This is a genomic window from Kitasatospora sp. NPDC056138 (assembly GCF_042264695.1).
Classification (GTDB): Bacteria; Actinomycetota; Actinomycetes; order Streptomycetales; family Streptomycetaceae; genus Kitasatospora.
The window spans coordinates 47568-66559 of sequence record NZ_JBHJVK010000033.1 but is presented as its reverse complement, the minus strand read 5'-3'; the positions used below and the strand labels follow the sequence as shown (position 1 = coordinate 66559).

General features: G+C 71.3%; 16 protein-coding genes. 7 read left to right on the top strand and 9 right to left on the bottom strand.

The window, feature by feature from the left end:
* Positions 1–114 precede the first annotated feature (114 nt).
* On the top strand, positions 115–531 hold the full coding sequence (locus tag ACFC1R_RS20750) for a hypothetical protein (RefSeq protein WP_375940592.1): 417 nt from the start codon (positions 115–117) through the stop codon (positions 529–531).
* A 115-nt stretch (positions 532–646) separates the two neighbouring features.
* The gene (locus ACFC1R_RS20745) at positions 647–1861 is read left to right on the top strand and encodes an FAD-dependent monooxygenase (RefSeq protein ID WP_375940590.1); all 1215 of its coding nucleotides are present in this window, start codon (positions 647–649) and stop codon (positions 1859–1861) included.
* A 350-nt stretch (positions 1862–2211) separates the two neighbouring features.
* On the opposite strand, the gene ACFC1R_RS20740 is transcribed toward ACFC1R_RS20745, so the two are convergent.
* Positions 2212–3123 (bottom strand): alpha/beta hydrolase, encoded by a 912-nt coding sequence (locus tag ACFC1R_RS20740; RefSeq protein WP_375940588.1) that lies wholly within the window; start codon positions 3121–3123, stop codon positions 2212–2214.
* 110 nt (positions 3124–3233) lie between these two features.
* Here ACFC1R_RS20740 and ACFC1R_RS20735 point away from each other — a divergent pair, with 110 nt between their 5' ends.
* A complete protein-coding gene (locus tag ACFC1R_RS20735) occupies positions 3234–3686 on the top strand; it encodes a MarR family winged helix-turn-helix transcriptional regulator (protein WP_375940586.1) in 453 nt (150 codons plus the stop codon).
* A 319-nt stretch (positions 3687–4005) separates the two neighbouring features.
* Here the strand turns inward: ACFC1R_RS20735 and ACFC1R_RS20730 are convergent, their stop codons facing one another.
* The 4 genes from ACFC1R_RS20730 to ACFC1R_RS20715 form a co-directional block, all read right to left on the bottom strand.
* Positions 4006–5148 (bottom strand): DUF6183 family protein, encoded by a 1143-nt coding sequence (locus ACFC1R_RS20730; RefSeq protein ID WP_375940584.1) that lies wholly within the window; start codon positions 5146–5148, stop codon positions 4006–4008.
* Positions 5149–5390: 242 nt separating this feature from the next.
* Positions 5391–5996 (bottom strand): GPP34 family phosphoprotein, encoded by a 606-nt coding sequence (locus tag ACFC1R_RS20725; protein ID WP_375940582.1) that lies wholly within the window; start codon positions 5994–5996, stop codon positions 5391–5393.
* 800 nt (positions 5997–6796) lie between these two features.
* On the bottom strand, positions 6797–7510 hold the full coding sequence (locus ACFC1R_RS20720) for an SDR family NAD(P)-dependent oxidoreductase (RefSeq protein ID WP_375940580.1): 714 nt from the start codon (positions 7508–7510) through the stop codon (positions 6797–6799).
* Between the two features lie 380 nt (positions 7511–7890).
* Positions 7891–9237, bottom strand: coding sequence for an FAD-binding oxidoreductase (locus ACFC1R_RS20715; RefSeq protein WP_375940578.1), 1347 nt, complete (start codon positions 9235–9237; stop codon positions 7891–7893).
* Between the two features lie 798 nt (positions 9238–10035).
* On the opposite strand from ACFC1R_RS20715, the gene ACFC1R_RS20710 reads away from it, so the two are divergent.
* Positions 10036–10389 carry a beta/gamma crystallin domain-containing protein gene (locus ACFC1R_RS20710; protein ID WP_375940576.1) on the top strand — a complete coding sequence of 118 codons (354 nt, stop codon included), beginning with the start codon at positions 10036–10038 and terminating at the stop codon, positions 10387–10389.
* Between the two features lie 833 nt (positions 10390–11222).
* On the opposite strand, the gene ACFC1R_RS20705 is transcribed toward ACFC1R_RS20710, so the two are convergent.
* Positions 11223–11444, bottom strand: coding sequence for a hypothetical protein (locus ACFC1R_RS20705; RefSeq protein ID WP_375940574.1), 222 nt, complete (start codon positions 11442–11444; stop codon positions 11223–11225).
* Between the two features lie 1373 nt (positions 11445–12817).
* On the opposite strand from ACFC1R_RS20705, the gene ACFC1R_RS20700 reads away from it, so the two are divergent.
* Together ACFC1R_RS20700 and ACFC1R_RS20695 are read left to right on the top strand one after the other, a co-directional pair.
* Positions 12818–14002, top strand: coding sequence for an NAD(P)/FAD-dependent oxidoreductase (locus ACFC1R_RS20700; protein ID WP_375940572.1), 1185 nt, complete (start codon positions 12818–12820; stop codon positions 14000–14002).
* Between the two features lie 10 nt (positions 14003–14012).
* A complete protein-coding gene (locus ACFC1R_RS20695; RefSeq protein WP_375940570.1) occupies positions 14013–14948 on the top strand; it encodes a sigma-70 family RNA polymerase sigma factor in 936 nt (311 codons plus the stop codon).
* A gap of 397 nt (positions 14949–15345) precedes the next feature.
* Here the strand turns inward: ACFC1R_RS20695 and ACFC1R_RS20690 are convergent, their stop codons facing one another.
* The 3 genes from ACFC1R_RS20690 to ACFC1R_RS20680 form a co-directional block, all read right to left on the bottom strand.
* On the bottom strand, positions 15346–15582 hold the full coding sequence (locus ACFC1R_RS20690; protein WP_375940568.1) for a hypothetical protein: 237 nt from the start codon (positions 15580–15582) through the stop codon (positions 15346–15348).
* Positions 15583–15780: 198 nt separating this feature from the next.
* Complete coding sequence (locus tag ACFC1R_RS20685; RefSeq protein ID WP_375940566.1) at positions 15781–16221, bottom strand: VOC family protein; 441 nt, start codon at positions 16219–16221, stop codon at positions 15781–15783.
* A 464-nt stretch (positions 16222–16685) separates the two neighbouring features.
* On the bottom strand, positions 16686–17933 hold the full coding sequence (locus tag ACFC1R_RS20680) for an agmatine/peptidylarginine deiminase (RefSeq protein ID WP_375940564.1): 1248 nt from the start codon (positions 17931–17933) through the stop codon (positions 16686–16688).
* A 138-nt stretch (positions 17934–18071) separates the two neighbouring features.
* On the opposite strand from ACFC1R_RS20680, the gene ACFC1R_RS20675 reads away from it, so the two are divergent.
* Positions 18072–18716: a TetR/AcrR family transcriptional regulator gene (locus tag ACFC1R_RS20675; protein ID WP_375940562.1), complete on the top strand. Its 645-nt coding sequence runs from the start codon at positions 18072–18074 to the stop codon at positions 18714–18716.
* The last annotated feature ends 276 nt before the right edge of the window (positions 18717–18992 follow it).

Here is an 18992-nt window from a genome sequence, read left to right as displayed (position 1 = left end):
TCAAGATACCTTGCGATCGAGCAACTCTGGAAGCCGAGCCGGCCCGCACCGGGGGACCGGCCGCCCGTACAGCCCCACCCTCCATCCGACGACAACCGGAAGCAGGCAATTGTCATGTCCACCACCTACATCCCGCTGACCCGCGACGAGCAGACCACCCTCAAGAAGGCCGCCTTCGGCGCCGTGACCCTGCTCTCCCTGGCCTACCCGGGCGCCTGGTCCACGACCAAGGAGAACGTCGTCGGCGCCAAGGTCCTCACCGGTACCACCGGCATCGTCGGCCGGGTCCTCTCCGGCAAGGACAAGTTCGACATCAAGGGCCGTACCACCGCAGAGATCGCCGACGAGGTCCTGACCGCCCTCACCTCCACCGTCGCCACTCTGGACGCCAAGGCCCCGGCCGAGACCGCCGAGTTCCGCCGTGCCGTGACGACCGCCGTCCGGCAGGCCGCCGCCTCCACCCGTCGCGGCACCAGCCCCGCCCACACCGACATGATCGCCAAGATCACCGCCGCCCTGGGCGCCCCGTAACGAGCCACCCAGCCCTCACCCGCCCGAAACCCGTGGGGAGGAGCCAGCACCTCCCCACCTTCCCACCTCCCCGGGACGACCATCTCCCCCATCCATCAAAGGAGTTGAATCCCCGATGAACAACCCTCGCACCGCCCTGGTGATCGGAGGCGGCATCGCCGGCCCCGTCACCGCCATGGCCCTGCAGCGCGCCGGCCTCGACGCCACCGTCCACGAGGCCCAGGACGAGAGCGCGGGCCTCGCCCACGGTGTCTACCTCACGGTCGCCGTCAACGGCATCGCCGCCCTGCGCGCCATCGACGCCCACCGCACCGTCACCGACCACGGATTCCCCACCGGGAAGATCGAGTTCGCCTCCGGCACCGGCAGACACCTCGCCACGGTCCCCAACGGCATGGCACTGCCCGACGGCACCGTCACCCGCACCCTGCTGCGCTCCGACCTGTACGGGGCGATCACGGCAGAGGCCACCCGACGCGGCATCCGCACCGAGCACGGAAAGCGCCTGGTGGACGCCGCCCCCACCCCGTCCGGCGGCGTACTCGCCCGGTTCGCCGACGGCACCACCGCCGAAGCCGACCTGCTGATCGGCGCGGACGGCATCCACTCCCGGGTCCGCAGGCTCATCGACCCGAACGCGCCCGGCCCCCGCTACACCGGGCTCGGCAACACCGGCGGCTTCGCCCGCGTCGAGGGCATCACGGGCACCCCGGGCGCGTACCACATGGTCTTCGGCAAGAGGTGCTTCTTCGGCTACACCATCGCCCCCGACGGGCAGGTGTGGTGGTTCGGCAACCCGCCCCGGCCGACCGAGATCCCGCGTGAGCAACTGGCCGCAACCACCGCCGGACAGTGGCGCACGATGATGCTCGACCTCTACCGGGACGACAACTCGCCCGCCACCGCGATCGTGGCCGCCAGCGAGCCGTTCAAGGTCTTCAACCAGTACGACCTGCCCACCGTGCCCGTGTGGCACCGGGGCCCCATGATCATCGTCGGGGACGCCGCCCACGCGGTCGCCCCCTCCTCCGGCCAGGGCGCGTCCATGGCCGCCGAGGACGCGGTGACCCTCGCGAAGTGCCTGCGCGACCTGCCCACCACCGAAGCGGCGTTCACCGCATACGAGCGCCTGCGCCGCGAGCGGGTCCAGCGCGTGGTCGCCCACGGCAGCCGCGGTTCCGGCTCCAAACAGGTCGGCCCCATCGGCCGCGCGATCCGCGACGCCGTCCTACCGGTCGTCATGAAGCGCATGGCCCGCCCCGACGCCCTGAACTCCCTGTCCTGGCTCTTCGACCACCGCACCGACTGGGACAGCCCCGTCCGCGCCTGAGCCGGGCCGGATCACCGGCCCGGCCCGGCCCGCCACAGTGGGACGCGGGCTCCCTCCATGCATCTCCAGCGAACAGAGAACCCTTCCCGCCAACCGGGCGGCGGCACGGAGGCGCCCCGCGAAGCCGAGCACACCGGCCGGAGCAACCCTCTTCGACCGCCGTCAAGTACGGTGGCCGGCAGGTGAGTTCGGCGGCCGGTCCCCGGTCTGACACAGCGACGCCCACGCCTTCCGCTGGGACACGCAACAAATCGGCGGTCGATGCGGTGTCTCCGGCACAGATCCGCTGCGGCCCGCGCCCGGTGAGCCGTGACCGCCTCGCGGCCGTCGGACGGCCAGGGGTGCGACCGTCAGGGCGCGACCTGAGCGGATGCCAGCCGGTCGAGGACGAAGCGACCCGCGCGGTCCAGTGCCGCGTCCGCTTCGTCGAGCGAGCCGGTGAACGACTGGAACACGTGCGGCACGTCGCCGGTGACGTCGAGGATCACGTCCACGCCTGCTGCCGCCGCCCGGGTCGCGAGGCGGGTCGAGTCGTCGAGCAGCACCTCGTTCGACCCGGCCTGCAGGAGCAACGGCGGCAGCCCGCTGAGGTCGGCGAACACCGCCGGGCTCAGCAGCGGTTGCCGCGGGTCCTGCCCGGCCCGGTAGAGCGCGCCCAGACGCTGGAGCGACTCGCGGGTGAACAGCGGGTCGATCCCTTCCTTGGTCGTCATGCTCTCACCGCTGCGGGTGGCGTCCAGCCCCGGCGAGAAGGCGACCACCCCGGCCGGCTGCGGCAGGCCGGCATCGCGTGCGGCAAGCAGGGCCGTGATGCACAGCCCGCCACCGGCCGAGTCGCCGGCCAGTACGATCCGCTCGGCGGGGACGCCGCCCTCCAGCAGTTCACGGTAGGCGGCGACAGCGTCCTCGATCGCGGCCGGGAACGGGTGCTCCGGGGCGAGCCGGTAGTCCAGCGAGATCGCCCGGGCGCCGGTGCGCCGGACGAGTGCCGCGGTCAGGTGCCGGGCCGTCTCAGGCGAGCCGAACACCCAGGCACCGCCGTGGAAGTAGAGGATCGTTCCGCCGGCCACCCCGCCCTCCGGCGTGATCTCCAGCGCCGGGCGGCCACCGAGGACGGTCGGCGCGAGAGCGACGCCGAGCGGCGGCGGGCTACCGGCCATCATGGCGGCGAAAGCCGTGCGCAGTTCGTCCGGGGCGCCAGTGGCGTCGAACGAGGCCGCCCGGAGCTGGGCGTCGACGGCGGCTCGTTGTTCCTTGCTCATACTGCTCCTTGGGATGCGGGCGCACGCAGGACGGGACTGTGACCTGCTGTGCGGTATCCTAGATCATATTCATTCCATGGAAGATACTTCTCGGGAATCTGGAGATACCGGTGGCCGATCTTGTGCAGGTGTTCACAGACCTCGTCCGGTACGAGACGAGGCTCTACAACGTCCTCGGTGAACGGTTGCGGACCGAACACGGCCTCGCCACCAGCCAGTTCGAGTTCCTGCGGATCATCCGCGACCGTGCGGACTGCCGGGTGAACGACCTCGCCCACGAGGTCGCCATCACCGTGGGGGCCACCAGCAAGGCGGTCGACCGTCTGGAGAACGCCGGATGGGTGTGCCGTCGCCCCAACCCGGCCGATCGCCGCTCGTCGCTGATCGCCCTCACCCCAGCGGGCCGGGACGTGCTGGACGCAGCCAGCTCGACCGTCGAGAGCGAACTGCGCACCTGGCTCGGTGACTCGTTGACACCCCGCTCGCTCGACCAACTGGCGTCCACCGTCGCCCGACTGCGGCAGACCCTGGAGGAGGCAGGTGTCGGAATGCCCACGGGGTGAACGTCCGCGCCGCACCTGTGCTCAAGGTCTGCGCCGACAGATCTCCGAGGATCACGCCCGCGCGCCCGGCCTGCCGTCCGGATGCCCCGGGACCGGGCCGTCGCCGAGGACGTGGTCCCGCTGACCTTACTGGAGGCCTGACTCCTGCACGCGCGGGTAGAACCCGAGGCGCCGTTCGTCCACCCGGCGCCCCCTCTCCGACCGGTGCTGGTCGATCGCATCGCACGGGGAGGGTCGACGCACAGTCAGCCCCTTGTGGGGTGCGGGCCGCGACGGCAGGTCCCGGGCCCGCACACGGTGGGCCGAAAGCCGGAGCAGGCTATCCGCCGTCGTAGTCGGTGGCTGCCAGCACCGCCACCCGCCGACGTCCCGGTGCGAGCGTCAGCAGCGCGAAGTCCAGGGAATCCTGGTTGAACCAGTCCGTGGACGCCAGGAAGCCGTACCAGGTGCACGCCTGCGCCCGCTGCTCCACCTCTGTAACCGACGAGCCGTCAGCCGCACCCGACAGCCCCGCCAGCGACCGCCACGCGGCCAGGCGTCCGTAGGCGCCGTACCACCAGTCGTCCTCACGGCCACCGCCGGTCGAGGCCGCGGCGAAGAGCATGCGCCAGGCCTCCGCCGGCGAACCCGTGGCGACGAGGAGGTGATCGGGATCGGCCAGGCCCGCCAGACAGGCCAAGGGCAACGACGCCAGCAGGGTGTGCACGGCACCGGGAACGACGGGTTCGTCGGCGAGGTGGATCCCGGCCTCGACCCGCCCGTTGTGCCGCAGGGTCCAACGTTCGACGGCCGCAGTGAGGGCGGGTTCCGTTGCGCTCCTGCGCACGGACGGGACCACGCCACAGCTGCCGGACGGCAATCTCGCGCCGCTCGTCAGCCCGTACCCCACGCTGAACCCCACCCCGCCGGAGAAGTAGCGCGGAAGATCCGGGCTCCCCTCCAACGGGGAGAGCGACCAGGGTAGCCAAGCCAGTGGATGGTTGCCCCAGAACGGCGATTCCGCCGCCCACGTCACGACCTCGGGCAGCGCGGCGACCGGCGCACCCCTGAGCACCAGCTCGTGGATCAGGCAGGCCCGGAGCTCGTCCGGGGCTCCGGCGTCCGAGCGGGCCGGTATGAACAGCGCCGCCAGCTCCTCCGGGGGCTGATGGGCGGCCAGAACGGCCGCCGCCCGGCGCAGCGGCCTGCCCGGACGCGACCGTGCGGCCAGTCCCAGCCGCAGCGCGTGCCCGACGTTCTCCCGTCCGGGCGTGGTGCTCAAGGCCCACAGGACCCGGTTGAAGAGGTATCGGTGCTCGCCGTCCTCGGCATCCGAGCGGTACCGTGCGCGCAGCGCGGCACCGAAGGCCGCCAGGAACGCCGTGTCACCCCGCTCCAGGTGCTCGTCGAGGAGCATGCACACGTCTCCCACGAACTCCCGGCCTGCCAGCCCGTCGACGAGGCGCCCCACCCGATCCGTCATGGGTGCGAGCCTATGCCGTCCCACCGACAGCCGGTGCACCGACGGTGCGCCGCGGGTGCGGACGGATCGGGAGCGTGCACGACGGCGCCGCCGGCAAGGCTCGCCCGCAACCACCCCTCCACCCCCTGAGCCAGTGGTACCGGATGAGCGGTGGGACAGGTGGGTGGATTCGCTTGCCGGGGTGATCCGTCCGGGCGCCCGTGATCACGGTGCGGCGACCACCGCCACCGCGCACGACGCCGTCATCCGCCTCGCCAGATGTTGTCGAAGGCCGCGCCTTCGATGGCTCGCCGTTGCCGTACGGCCTCCAGTTCCATCAACGCGTCACTGACGGCGGCCAGCACCGTCACCACCACGTCGTCGTCCACGCCCGGGGACTCTCCAGTCTGCCTGTCGCGGATCCCGACGGCCTCCGCCAGGGCGACCAGGACGGGCTCGTCCGATGTCCAGCGCTCCGCCGCCCGGCGTCGATCGGGCGAATCGGTCAACACCGTCCGCCTGGTCCGGAAGGGCATCCCGTGGCGGCCTTGCCGAGTGAACTGCCCTTCCGCCTCAAGAACGGCCAGATAGGCCGCGGACAGTCCGCGACCTCTGCGCCACAGCCAGTCGCCCACCGATTCGTACGGCGGTTCTCGGACGAGCGACGCCGCAGCCTCGCCCAACAGGCCATCAGGTGGGGCCGGCCGGTGACTCGGCACGATGTTGTCGCCGTCCAGTCCGATGACCTGGGCACCGAGGAGGTCGATCACCTCGGCTCCCGCGAGCGCAAGCGACAGGTCGCCCTGCTCCACGGGGCGACCTGGCGCCATCTCCATGGCGGCGATCAACAGGTCCCGCGGTGTGGTCATGACTGGCTCCACGTCAGAGGCACCCGTGGCGTTGCCTTGCTGAGCGGTTGGTCCGGTGCCCGGTGTGATTCCGAGCGGCAGGACCGGCTGCCGGTGCTGCTCGTGGTTCGCGGTGTCCGGTTCTGAAGTGCGCGAATCGGTCGGCGAGAGACGGTGACAGGCATTCAGCTCCGATCACGGGCAGGGGCCGCGGCGCCGACCGCTCCGGTGTGATCGGTCGCACACCACCGCCCGGCCGAACATCCGGACGACATGCGCAGCCACCGCAACGGCTGCACCCACGCCGGTCGGCACAGCGGCCGTTGTCCACAGAGTCGGCGCACCGCTTCGACCAGGTCCTCTGATCCATCAGGGGCCAAGTCTGCGGGCAGCAGCGGTGACCAGGAGGCAGCCACGCCGGTCGGCAAGCCGTTCCGGGCGCACAGGTGCCCAGGCCGTCCCCGCCAGAACACAGGGTCGTGACCTGCCGGAGGTTCACGCACGCGGGCAGCGTGCTGAGGAACACGCCCGAGCCGGGCTGGAACGGCCGCAGCGGATGCAGCGGCAGCGGATCGTCACGGAGGACGCCGTCGGGCGGTCCGCCGGTGGCGGGAACCATCAACCGCTCGTTGTGGAAGGCCAGGTGCATCCACACGTCGGCAGCCGACGGCACGGCATCTGCGGTGCCGGACGGCTGCCGCACCTTCCCGTCCGGGGATGGTGCGGGACCAGGGCGATCCCGGGGGCGACGCCGGAGGCGGGCAGGCCCGGTCCGGCCAGGGCCGCTCGCTTCACCGGCGCTCCGGGCGAGGTTTGTCCGGTCAGCGCCCAGCGCTCTGGCCGCCATCGACGTGCAGGATCTCCCCGGTGACGAACGGGGCGTTCTCGAGGTAGACGATCGCTTCGACGACGTCGTCGATCTCACCCATCCGGCCGAGCGGGTGCAGCGCGGCGAGGGCTTCGTGCGTCGCGGCCGGGTGCATCGGGGTGCGGATGACGCCGAGCGCGACGGTGTTGACCCGGATGCCACGAGCCGCGTACTCGATCGCCAGCGCCCTGGTGACCGCGTTCAGCCCGCCCTTGGTCAGCGAGGCGAGCGCTGAGGGACCGTGCGAGTCGGCGTGGTCGACCAGGCTGGTGGAGATGTTCACCACGTGGCCGCCGCCGTCCCGGGAGAGCATCGCGGCGACGGCGCTGCGGGAGACTTCGAAGAAGCCGCGCAGGTTCACCCCGGCCACGGCGTCGTAGTCCTCGTCGGTGTAGTCGGTGAACGGCTTGGCGATGAAGACTCCGGCGTTGTTGACCAGTGTGTCGATCCGGCCGAACCGCGCCAGGGCCGCGTCGACGACACGGGCGCCGAAGCCGGGCTCGGCCACGTCGCCGGGCACGGTGAGCACCTCGGGATCGCCGGACCGGCCGATGGAGCGGGAGGTCGCGACAACCGCATAGCCGAGCTTGCGGTAGGCGGTGACCAGGGCGGCGCCGATGCCTCGGGAAGCGCCGGTGATGATGGCGACCTTCTGTACGGTGCTCATGGTTCGATCATTCGCTTTCTTCTGCTGGCCGGTGTGTGAAAACCATGGGCGGCCTGCCAGTTGCCCGGTGTTCCGCCCGTGCCTCGATCGTGCACCCGGTACACGCTCACCCGCCAAGGCCGGCTTCCTTCCGCGGGTGCACCTGGCCGATGACCGACGACTCGCCGCAACCGACCCGGACGTGGGTCGGCACCGACGCGAGCACGTGCTGATCTACAGCGTCCGGAGCCACCTGAAGACCGGGGCATCACACGCGACCCGTGGGTGACCGTCGCCGCCCGACCGTGGCCGGCACACCGCCCGGTCCGAAGGCCACGCCTGGGTGCGCGGGTCGAACCTTCCCCCGTCGGGGCTCAACGGGCCCGTGGGGTCCCGCGCGGTCAGGGCAGGATGTTGTGGTTGACGTGGAACAGGTTGTCCGGGTCGTACTCCCGCTTCGCTTCGACCAGGCGGGCGTAGTTGTCGCGGTAGTTGTCCGTCACCCGGCCCTGGTCGTCGTCGGCCATGAAGTTGACGTAGCCGCCGACGGAGGAGTGCGGGGCGAGCGCCGCGTAGTAGTCCCGGACCCAGGCGGTGTTCGCCTCGTTGTCGGCGGGGTCCGGCCACATGCCGGCGACGACCGTCGCGAAGGTCGCGTCACGGTAGGAGAAGGCGGTGGTGTCCGGGGCCACCCGGTGGCAGGCGCCGTTGATCGAGTAGATGTGGCAGGTCGAATTGAGCACCGGCACCTTGGGACCGTGCACGGTGTGCGCGGCGATCGCCGCGTCGGTGAGTTCGGTCGCGAAGGCGGCCTTCCAGTAGTGCTGGAGACCCGGCGGCAGGAGGGCGTCGAACATGCCCTGGAGCGCCGGGTACGGCATCCGGCCGGCGAACTCGCAGGCCACCGGGGCCGCCTCGCGGAACGGCCGAACGGCCTGCTCACCCTCCTCCGGTGAGCCGGACCAGCAGACCACGACGAGGACGAAGGTGTCGCCGTGCCGTTCCTCCGGGACGAAGGGCAGGGGCGGTGCCATCTGGAAGGCGGGGAAGGCTCCGAGCTGCTCGGGTGCTGTCGCGATGTGTTCGCGGTAGTGCCGCAGCACCGTTTCGATGTGCTCCAGCTCGTGGAACAACAGACCGACGTACACGTCCTCGACCGGGGCGAGCCGGAACTCGAGGGAGGTGGCCACGCCGAAGTTCCCGCCACCGCCGCGAAGAGCCCAGAAGAGGTCGGGGTGTTCGTGCTCACTGGCGACCAGCAGCCGCCCGTCCGCCGTCACCACGTCGGCCGAGAGCAGGTTGTCGCAGGTCAGGCCGAGACGTCGGGCCAGGTGACCGAAGCCGCCCCCCAGCGTCAGCCCGGCCACTCCGGTGGTGGAGACGATCCCGCCGGTCACCGCCAGCCCGAAGGCATGGGTCGCCGCGTCCAGATCGGACAGGGTCGCCCCGCCCTCGACCCGCGCCGTGCGGGCCGCCGGATCGACCCGGACGCCCCTCATGCCGGACAGGTCGGCCACGATGCCGTCGTCGCAGGTCCCATACCCGGGGACACTGTGCGAGCCGCCGCGTACCGCCAGGTCCAGCCCGGTCTCCCGGGCGCAGCCGACCGTTGCCAGCACGTCGCCCGCGTTCGCGCAGCGCACGACGGCGGCCGGATATCTGTCGATCATGCCGTTGTAGACGCGTCGCGCCTCGTCGTAGCCGCCGTCACCAGGGGTGATGACCGCCCCGTGTACTCGGTTCGTCAAGTCCTCGAACGTCCGTCTGCCCATCACAAACTCCCGCTGTACGGCGGCCCCTCCCCCGGCCGGAACGCGGCGCCGGCTCCTCGGCGTCCTTGATCAGCCCGTTCCCCACGCTACGCGCGGTCGGCGGCTCGGGCAGCTCGCGCGTCTCCGGGGGCTCCGGGCGTCCAAGGGGCGGTGCCGTCCCGCCGACGGGTGGCCGCAGCGCGCGGCCGGTCGTGAGTCGACCGGTACCGGGACGACATCGGGCGCTCCCGGAACGACGGCGGACTGTTCGACGGTGACGGCCTGGCCCCGGGCCTCACCGGCCGACGGGGCGGGAGCCAGGTCTCGCCCGTGGTGGACGGCGCGCCGTCCCCGACGGGAGTCCCGGGGCGGACCGGTCCCGGCATCGGCCCGCAGGTCGGCGCGTGGCTCCTGGCCGGGACCGGCGACCACCGTACCCGGTCCGCCGCCGCAGACGGCTGGAACCCTCTCTCTGCTCCGGGCCCGACCCGCCGATCGTGCTCAGCGCCGTACGACGACGGTGGTCAGGGCCGACGACACCCACCTCGCACCTGTTCGCTCCCCCAGCGGATCAGATCAAGACATTCGTGAGCGAATTCAAGACGAGAACCGGAAGTGATATTGCTGCGCACGGCAGCCTCACATGATGATCGTTGGTGCAAGAACGAGATAAAACGAGACGAGATGATGTGATTTCCGCACTGCGGGAGTCATTGCGATACTCGCTCGGCACGACGCCGCCCACAGTGGTTGTGAAGTGACCTCCCGGTTCGACATTCGGATTAAGGAGAACCTGTGATCTCGAAAACGAAGAAGGTCGTGCGCTCCGCGGCCGTGGCGATCGCCGCAGCCGCCGCGTTCACCATGACCGTGCCGACCGGCAACGCCTACGCCATCGACCACGTCCAGTGCGTCGGCGGCGAGAACTTCTTGAAGATCTGGTCGCACCTCGACGGCCGCCAGAGCGTCGACTGCTACGCGAACGGTGGTACGACCGACTTCGGCGGGTGGTGGGTCGACAAGATCTCCACCGGGAACAACGACCTGATCTACTACGACGAGAACGGCGATTCGGTGAAAATCGAACGCTGGCACGAGATCACCTTCCCGAACCGCCCGCCGAAGGTCAGGGCCATCCAAATCCTGTGACGAGCCGACGGCCGGCATCCAGGAGCAGCCGTTCTCACTGACTGACCATTCCTGGATGCCGTCGTTTCCCGGGCGAACATCGGATTTCGCGTGGCGTGAATCCGGCCGCTTTCGGATAATCCTCTGAACTGTACACATGGTGATACGTTGATGGCCTGCTCCGGGTATTGGAGCAGGCCATCAACGTATGGCCTCAAGTGGACGAACGAGATCACGTGCTTCGCCGCGCTGTTGGAACCCTACGACCTGACCGGAGTCACCTTGCCCGACTGCCGCGTCGGGTGGACGCCGGGTTCCAAGGCTCCGATAGTGGTGAGGTTGCTCGTCGCGCCATGGGTTGCCGTTGGTCAGCCGGGTCTGAGCAGGGGTGCAGGCGCTCGAACGCGGCGGTGATCGGTTGGTCCAGGGCCGGCGCCGGGCCAGCCGGAGGTTGCGGCGGCGGCCGACATCGGAGAGACAGTCTCAGCCGAGTACGGTCACCAGAGCCACATCCAGCAGGAGCTCGCCCGGAACGTGCACCGCCCTGCGTACCACGGCGCGAGCGCCGCCGACCGTGCGGTGTCCAGGCCGGTCCACCGCGGACCGCTCTCAGTCAGGCGTCACTACACGGACACCCACCCGCCGCGAACGGCAAATACCACCACCCTCTCGATGGAACAGGCCCGTGCGCAGAGTGTCACCGGCTTCGGGCCCCCTCCAGGCCCCTACCGACTCGCTCAGCATGATCATGTGAGCGCGCCGGGTTCGTGCGGCCTACTGAGGTACGTGATCAGGACGGCTCGCCGCAGCGCACCGATCTGAGTTCGGATCAGGAATCCAGCATTCTGGGATCGCTACGCCCGGACCCGGAAGGACTCCCGGTGGGTTGTGTCCCCTGACGTGGTGCAGCCGATCGCGTTGACAAAGTCGCAGCTCACGACGGGAATTGTGGAGTCCTTGGGCCACTCCTGAACTGACGGTGCGTTCGCGGTGCCTGCCACGTGGGCGCCGAGCCGGACCAGGGCGTGCTGCGGGACGCTCGCGGACCACCGGCCGATCGCCGTGTACGAGCGCATCGGTGACCACCGCCGGGGCGGCAACCAGCGGCACCGCTCCGAACGGTGACGCACACCGCGCCGCCGACGCGGACCGGGCAGCAACCCGCAGCCGTTCCACCAGCGGGAGCCCCGCCACACCCCCCAGAGTGGGCGACTCGACGGGACAGCCGGTGGCAGACAGACGGCACGTCGAAACCCCGGTGGTTCAGCGCGACTTGGAAAGGTCACCCCCGCTCAACCGGGGTTTCGTTGCGTTCGTGACGGGCGATTCAGATCCCTCGCACTGCTGTGGCCCGCAGACGCAGGTGAGCAACGGGACTCTGAGGCGCCCCTGCCGCGCAGCGGGGGAAGCTCAGTGTCCTCGTGCGGCGGCTCGCGGCACATGGCTGCGGCGGCCCGACGACGGGACGCGCGGATCAGGATCGCAACGAGGTTCGCGAGGTCGGCAGCGCCGGCCGAATCATCCGCATAGCGGGTGGTTTGCAAGGGGGCGACCTGGTCCGGCCGTATTCCCTGTGCGGACCGCTGGGGTGTCAGGGCATCGCGGTGACGTGATCGCGGAACATCCCCGGTGCTGTGGCGAGGTCACGGTCACCCCGGCGGCATCCGGTGCAGGCCAGGGCTGCCTATGACGCGCTGCACCCCGAACAGGGCCTGGCCGAAGGGCGGTTGGAGGGCCGAGTGGCCAGACTGCCGGTCTCGGAGGTGATTTCGGGCAACTGACTGCCCACGGTGAGCGACGGGCGTGCCGCACCCCATGCGGCTTGTGGCGGCCGTCCAGGGGAGACTGTGACCGTCGACGAGCAGCAGCCGGCGGCGGGCGCGTCACCGTGCGATCTCGTGCGACCTCGTGCGGGTCGCGGTGGCGGGGGACGGCGCGGAGCCGCGGTGGCCGGGCGGCCGGGATCGGGCGGTTGGTCATCACTCCCCCGCCCAGCCGATCGTGGCGCTCCGATCCCCCGGGGCCCCCGACCCCCTGCGTGCTCTCGGCGACTCCGGCCCCTGCCTCCATAACCTCAACTCCCTCGCACCGTAACGATCAGCACTCACGTGAGCGCTTTGAGTAACCATGACAGGGGACACTGACAATTCGCCGCCCATTTCTCGACGACCTCCCTCGCTGTGCCGGATCGCCACGGTTGCCACTTGAGCGCGGTAGCCGTCACCTGGTCGCGACGCCTGCCACCACCCCTCTTTCCGGCACCCACCCCCAGTGCGACGCCGACCGATAGTTGGCCATCGCTCCGCTTCGACCGCCCAGGACACCCCGAGCACCTGTCGGAGGCTCAGCCGCCCGTCCTCGTTCAGTGACCCGCGTCACACCCGGCTCCTGTCAGCAATCGGGGCGCCGTCTCGTTCAAGGGGCACGCGAACGAGACAGGAGCAACGCCATGAAGCACCGCATCGTCGTACTCGGCGCTGGATACGCCGGGGCCTTCGCCGCCGGAAACCTGGCCCGCCGGCTCTCCCCCGCCGACACCGAGATCACCGTCGTCAACGCCGTGCCCGACTTCGTTGAGCGGATGCGGCTCCACCAGCTCGCGATCGGCCAGGACCTCGCGTTCCGCAAGCTGGCCGACGTATTCGCGGGCACCGGGGTGCGGCTGCGCCTGGCGCGCGTCACCGGCGTCGACCCCGGGCGCGGGACCGTCGCCGTGACCGGCGAGGACGGCGAACTCGCGTACGACACGCTTCTCTACGCGCTCGGCAGCTCCGTAGCCCACCATGGCGTCCCCGGCGTGGCCGAGTACGCCTTCGATGTGACCGGCCGGTCCTCGGCGCTGCGTCTGCGCGAGCGCCTGGCCAGCCTGGGCGAGGGCGGCACCGTGCTGGTCGTCGGTGAGGGGCTGACCGGCATCGAGACCGCCACCGAGTTCGCCGAGTCCCGGCCCGACCTCTCGGTCGCGCTCGCCGCCCGCGGCGAGCTGGGCACCTGGCTCTCCCCGAAGGCCCGCCGTCACCTGCGCCAGGCCTTCGACCGGCTCGACATCGCCGTCCACGAGCACACCAGCATCGAAGCCGTCGAGCCGACACGGGCGATCGCCGCCGACGGTACGTCCATCCCGGCCGACGTGACCGTGTGGTCGGCCGGGTTCGCCGTGCACCCCATCGCGGCCGCCAGCGGCCTGGAGGTCGCCGAGACCGGCCAGATCGTCGTCGACCGCACCATGCGCTCGGTCTCCCACCCGGACGTCTACGCCGCCGGTGACTGCGCCTACGCGATCGGCGAGAACGGCCGGCCGCTGCCGATGTCCTGCGCCTCGGCCGGCTACACCAACATGCAGGCGACCGCCGCGATCATCGCGCGCCTGACGGGCAGCCAGGTCCCGACCACCGGGCTCAAGTACCACGGCAACCACATCAGCCTCGGGCGGCGAGACGCGATCTTCCAGATGGTGGACGGGGACGCCCAGCCGAAGTCCTGGTACCTGGGCGGCCGAACCGCCGCGCGGCTCAAGTCGGGCGTGCTCGAGGGGGCCTGGTGGGGCATCACCCACCCGACCTTCGGCATGCCGAAGCGCAAGCGCCGCCTGGTCACCGCGCCTGACCGGGCCGGTGTGAGGGTCACCGCATAGGCTGCTCCGCATGGACAGCGCAGCCATCGATCGGTTCGAGGCCAGCCGGGGCCGGCTGGCCTCGCTCGCGTACCGTCTGCTCGGCTCGGCCGCCGACGCCGAGGACGCCGTGCAGGACACCTTCCTGCGCTGGCAGGCCGCGGACCGGGAACGCATCGACGTGCCGGAAGCGTGGCTGACCAAGGTCGCCACCAATCTCTGCCTCGACCGGCTCCGCTCGGCGCAGACGCGCCACGAGCGAGCGGCCGGTGCCTGGCTGCCCGAGCCACTCCTCGAGGGCGACCCGATGCTCGGCCCTGCCGATACCTTCGAGCAGCGCGAATCGGTGTCCTTGGCCGTCCTGACCATCATGGAGCGCCTCTCGCCGGCCGAGCGGGCCGCTTACGTCCTGCGCGAGGCCTTCTCGTACCCCCACGCCGAGATCGCCGGGATCCTCGACATCACCGAATCCGCGAGCCAGCAGCATGTCCACCGGGCCCGACGCCGGGTCGCCGCCGAGCGCCGCGGCGGCGAAGTGGACCCCGCGTCCGCGCGTCGGATCGTCGAGGAGTTCCTCGCCGCCGCGGCGTCGGGGCGCACCGAACGGCTGGTGGCGATGCTCACTGCCGACGCGACCGCGGTCTCGGACGGTGCCGGACTGGCCAGGCGGCTACTGCGGTACAAGACGCGCGAGCACGTCGCCTCCCACGTGCGGGCCGGCTTCAAGCCCACTCCGGCGAAACGGCGGCTGGCCGGCGGCTCCCCCGCATTCCACATCGCGCTGGTCAACGGCTCCCCGGCCGTCCTCGCCGTGGTCGGCGACCGGGTCGTGGGCGCAGTGGCGTTCGAAGTCAGCGACGGCAAGGTCGCGTCCCTGCGCGGCATCGCCGCCGCGCACCAGCTCGCGCGCCTCAACGAGGCCTGGCGGCAGCACGAACCCGACGCGCCGGCCATCAACGCGTGGTGACCAGAGCCACCGGAATCCAGTGACCTGAGTCGGAGCGAGGACGGCACCCCTTCGGCCCCCGCGCTGCACAGCAGCACGGGGGCCGAAGCACGTCGGTCTCCCGAATCAGACTCGGCCATGCAGTTCGGATCCCCGATGGCCGACCATCGATCGACACAGTGGCCGACTACGAATCGTCACGGAGGGCCGACCAGGGCGGATCCGAGCACCCCTGGCCACCCATCGCTCGAAGTCACACCGGAGAGGAGTACCCGCCTGGAGCAGACGGTTCGCTACCCCTGGAGGTGACAACCGCCGTGACCAAGCGAGGCGGGTGACAACAATCTCGACCGACTGGTGACAGCCAGCGCGACCAAGTCGAGGCGAAGTCGCAGGTCGTAGAGCGCGCCGGTGACAACTACCGCGACCAGTCACACTTGTCGGCGCAGGTAGCCCGTTGCAGGAAGTACCTGACGGCGTCCTCGGCGGAGGGGTACGGAGTGATGGCGCGCAGCACGTCGAGCGCTCTGTCGGGGTACTCGGCGGTGCACTGGTAGCGGTCCGAGCGGTCCGAGCGGTCCGAGCGGTCCGTCCAGCGTTCAGCACCCGTCCCCTGAGGCGCACGGGGGAGCACGCCGCCGGAACCGCTCGACACCCAAGTCGCCGACTGAAGCGCTCAGTCGCAGTGGCCGGGGTGGTCGGGGTCGAGGTGGTGAGGGACGTCGTCGCCACCGGGGCCTCGTGTCAGGCGACGACAGCCGTCGGGCTCAGTGCGGCGATCCGGTCGGTGGCGCGATCCGGTCGCGGCGGCACCGGGCGTCCCCACCGGCCGCCGCCCTGCGGCGGGCTCGCGTCAACCGATCCGTTCGGCCAGGGCGACGATGATGCCCGCGGGGCCGCGTAGGTAGCAGAGCCGGAAGATGCTCTCGAACTGCGCCACCTCGCCGAGGAGTTCGGCGCCGTGGTTGCGCAGGCGGGCGACGGTGTCGTCGATGTCGTCGACGGCGAACATGACGCGATGCAGGCCCAGCGTGTTGGGCGGCGGGTTCTCCGGCTCGGCGCCGACCGGCGCGGGGGTGTGGTACTTCGTCAGCTCCAGCTTGCTGTGGCCGTCCGGGGTCCGCATCATCGCGATCTCGCTCCGGACGCCGTCGAGTCCGACGGTGCGGTCCGCCCAAAGGCCTTCGACCTGCCCCTTGCCTTCCAACTCCATGCCGAGCTCGGTGAAGAACGCGACGGCGGCATCCAGGTCTTCGACGACGATGGCGACGTTGTCCATCCGCTGAACGGTCATGTCTCCGAGCATAGGACAGCGGCGAGCCGCCGGTCCGGGTGACGGAACCGGGCGGCTCACCACCGGCGGGATCCGGGGCCGGTGCCCTGACGGGAAGGTTCGCCGGGGTAGCGGTTCCGGCTGTTGGACCTCGGGACAGGGCCTGCCGTTCAGGCGGCCGGGAGCGAACTCGATCTTCTGGATGCGGAACGCCGCCGCATCCACCCAGCCAGGTCCTCCCGGCCCCGCCCGATGTCCGACCGCAGCCGCGCGGCCAGGACGTCCAGGGACGGTGACAGGCCCGCGACCACCCGGAAGGAGCTCGCAGCCCGGGTTGATGGAGAGCAGATCCGCCAGGGAGCGGGCAGAGAGGTCGACCTCGCCCGCGAACAGCACCGACCCCGCACGGTCCTGTCGGCATTGGGCGCCGGCCGGGGCGGGGCCGGTGACCCGCCCCGGCCGGGGTGCCGCCGGAGCCTGCCGGGTCAGGGGACGGGCTGCGGCTGGGTGACGCAGTGGATGCCGCCACCGCCGAGGCCGATGTGGTCGATGTTCAGCTGCTCGACGACACGGCCCGGGAAGAGGGACTGGAGCTTGGCCTTCGCCGCGGCGTCGGCGCGGGCGTCGCCGAACTGGGCGGCGATGACGGCGCCGTTGCAGAGGTAGTAGTTGGCGTAGGAGCCGACGAACGCCGGATCACTCTGCCGGATCGTGTAGTAGTCGGGGCCGCCGAGTTTGACCGCCTGGATCCGGACGCCGCGGGCGTCGGTGGCCGAGGACAGCACGCTGTACTGGCTGAGCTCGTCCTTCGTCCAGACGTCCGACGGGTCGTCGGTGGCGTTCGGCTGCTGGACGAGGCCCTGGCCCGGCGCGAGGAAGCGCGAGGTCGCGTCGACGTGGTCGCCGGTGATGTCCTGGCCGGCGACCCCGGTGAACCAGATGACCTTGCTCGCGCCGTACGCGGCCTTCATGGCGTTCTCGGCCTGTGTCTGCGACATTCCCGGGTTGCGGTTGGAGACCAGGACGCTGCTCCGGGTGGCCATCAGCGTGCCCGCGCCGTCGGTCTCGATGGCGCCGCCCTCCGCCACCAGGCCGGCCGCCGTGAAGGGCACTCCGACGAGGGCGGCGACGCGGGCGGCGACCTTGCCGTCGTTGGTGTAGGTCTGATTGCCTCCCCAGCCGTTGAAGTTGAGGCCGATGGCGTCGAGGCCGCCGAGCCCGTCGGTGCGGAAGACCGGACCGGAGTCGCGCATCCAGCAGTCGTTGACCGGGACGGTGGTGATCACGGTGACGTTGCCGCCCGGGCAGGCCCGCCGGGCGGCCGCGGCCGCGGCGGGGTTGGCGCACAGGTGGACGGGTTCGTACTTGGCGATGGTGTTGGCGACCAGCGCGATGTCGGCCTGGATCTGGGCGACCGAGGGCGTGGTGCCGCCTCGCCGGCCGCCGCGGCGACCGGTCCAGATGGCGGGGTCGTCCGGCCAGGCCATCCAGGTCCGGGTGTGCGGCACCGTGTCGACCGGCACCGCGAAGGCACCGGCGGCGGTGCGTCCTGCCGTGCCGGCGGCGGTGCGTCCCGCCGCGTCGGCGGCCGGGCGTCCTGCTGCGGTGGCGACGCCCTGACCGGCCCAGGCGGTGCCCGCCGCGGCCAGTCCGGCCGCCGCGAGGAAGTTCCGTCGTCCGAGTACCGCCCGCGCTCTGCCGGACGAGCCGCCCGGCTCGATGGGACCGTTCATCTCTCGGCCTCCCTTCTGCTCCCGCGTGGCCCGTCCACGCGGTGTCGTTGACGGTAAAACTGACCAAGCGCTCGGTCAATAGATTGCGCAGTGCCGGTTGCCGACGGACGCTCGCCCGACAGGCCTTACAGTGGCCCGATGGCTGAACTCGCCGCGCGACCGGGCGCCCGGCGCCCGCGCGCCTCGACGAAGGGCGAGCAGACCCGGGCGCGGCTGCTCGCCGCCGCCCGTGAACTGCTCGCCGGGGACGGCTCGGTGCCCTTCACCACCCGCAACGTGGCCGCCCTCGGCGGGGTGACCCACGGGATGTGCCACTACCACTTCCAGAACCGCACCGACCTGATCGTCGCGGTGGTGGAGGGCATCCGGCCGGAGTGGATCACACCCCTGGAGGAGGCGGTCGCCGGCCCGGGGACGTTCACCGAGCGGGCCGAGCGCGTCATCGGCCTGCTCGCACAGCCGGAGGCCGGGGACCTCGCACGGGTGCACTCCGCCCTGCACTGGTTCGCCGCGAACGACGAACGCGTGCGGGAGAGCCTGGAGGCCGAGTACCGGCGGTGGCGGGAGTGCTTCGTCGCGCTGTTCCAGGTGCTCGCGGACGAGCGCGGCGGCGCGTTCGACCCCCGGCCGCTGGGCGAGGCGGCGGCCGCCGGTACCGACGGACTCGCCGCGTTCCAGTCCCTCGGCGCGCGGATCGACCCCGCCCCGGTGGTGCGGGCGCTCGTCCTGGGTCTCGCCTCCGGCGCCGCACAGCGCCCGGCCGGAGGATCAGACCGGCCCTGAGGAGGGAGCCGCGCCGGCGGCAGGCGGTTGCCGCGGAGCACCCGCGGGGGAACCGGGTCGGTGGTGGCCTGACGGCGGGCCCGGACGGTGCTGCTGTCCGCGCGGGGCCTGGTCCGCGCGCGACCGAGCCGGGCCCGATCCGGTGGGACCACCGGTGGAGGACACCGGCACGGAAGTGGGCCCCGGCGGGTGGACCGGGCCCCAACCGCCTCCAGGGGTGATGGGGTTAGTTGTGCGCCCCGGCCGCGCCCGGGGGGCTTTGGGGGGGGTTGGTCG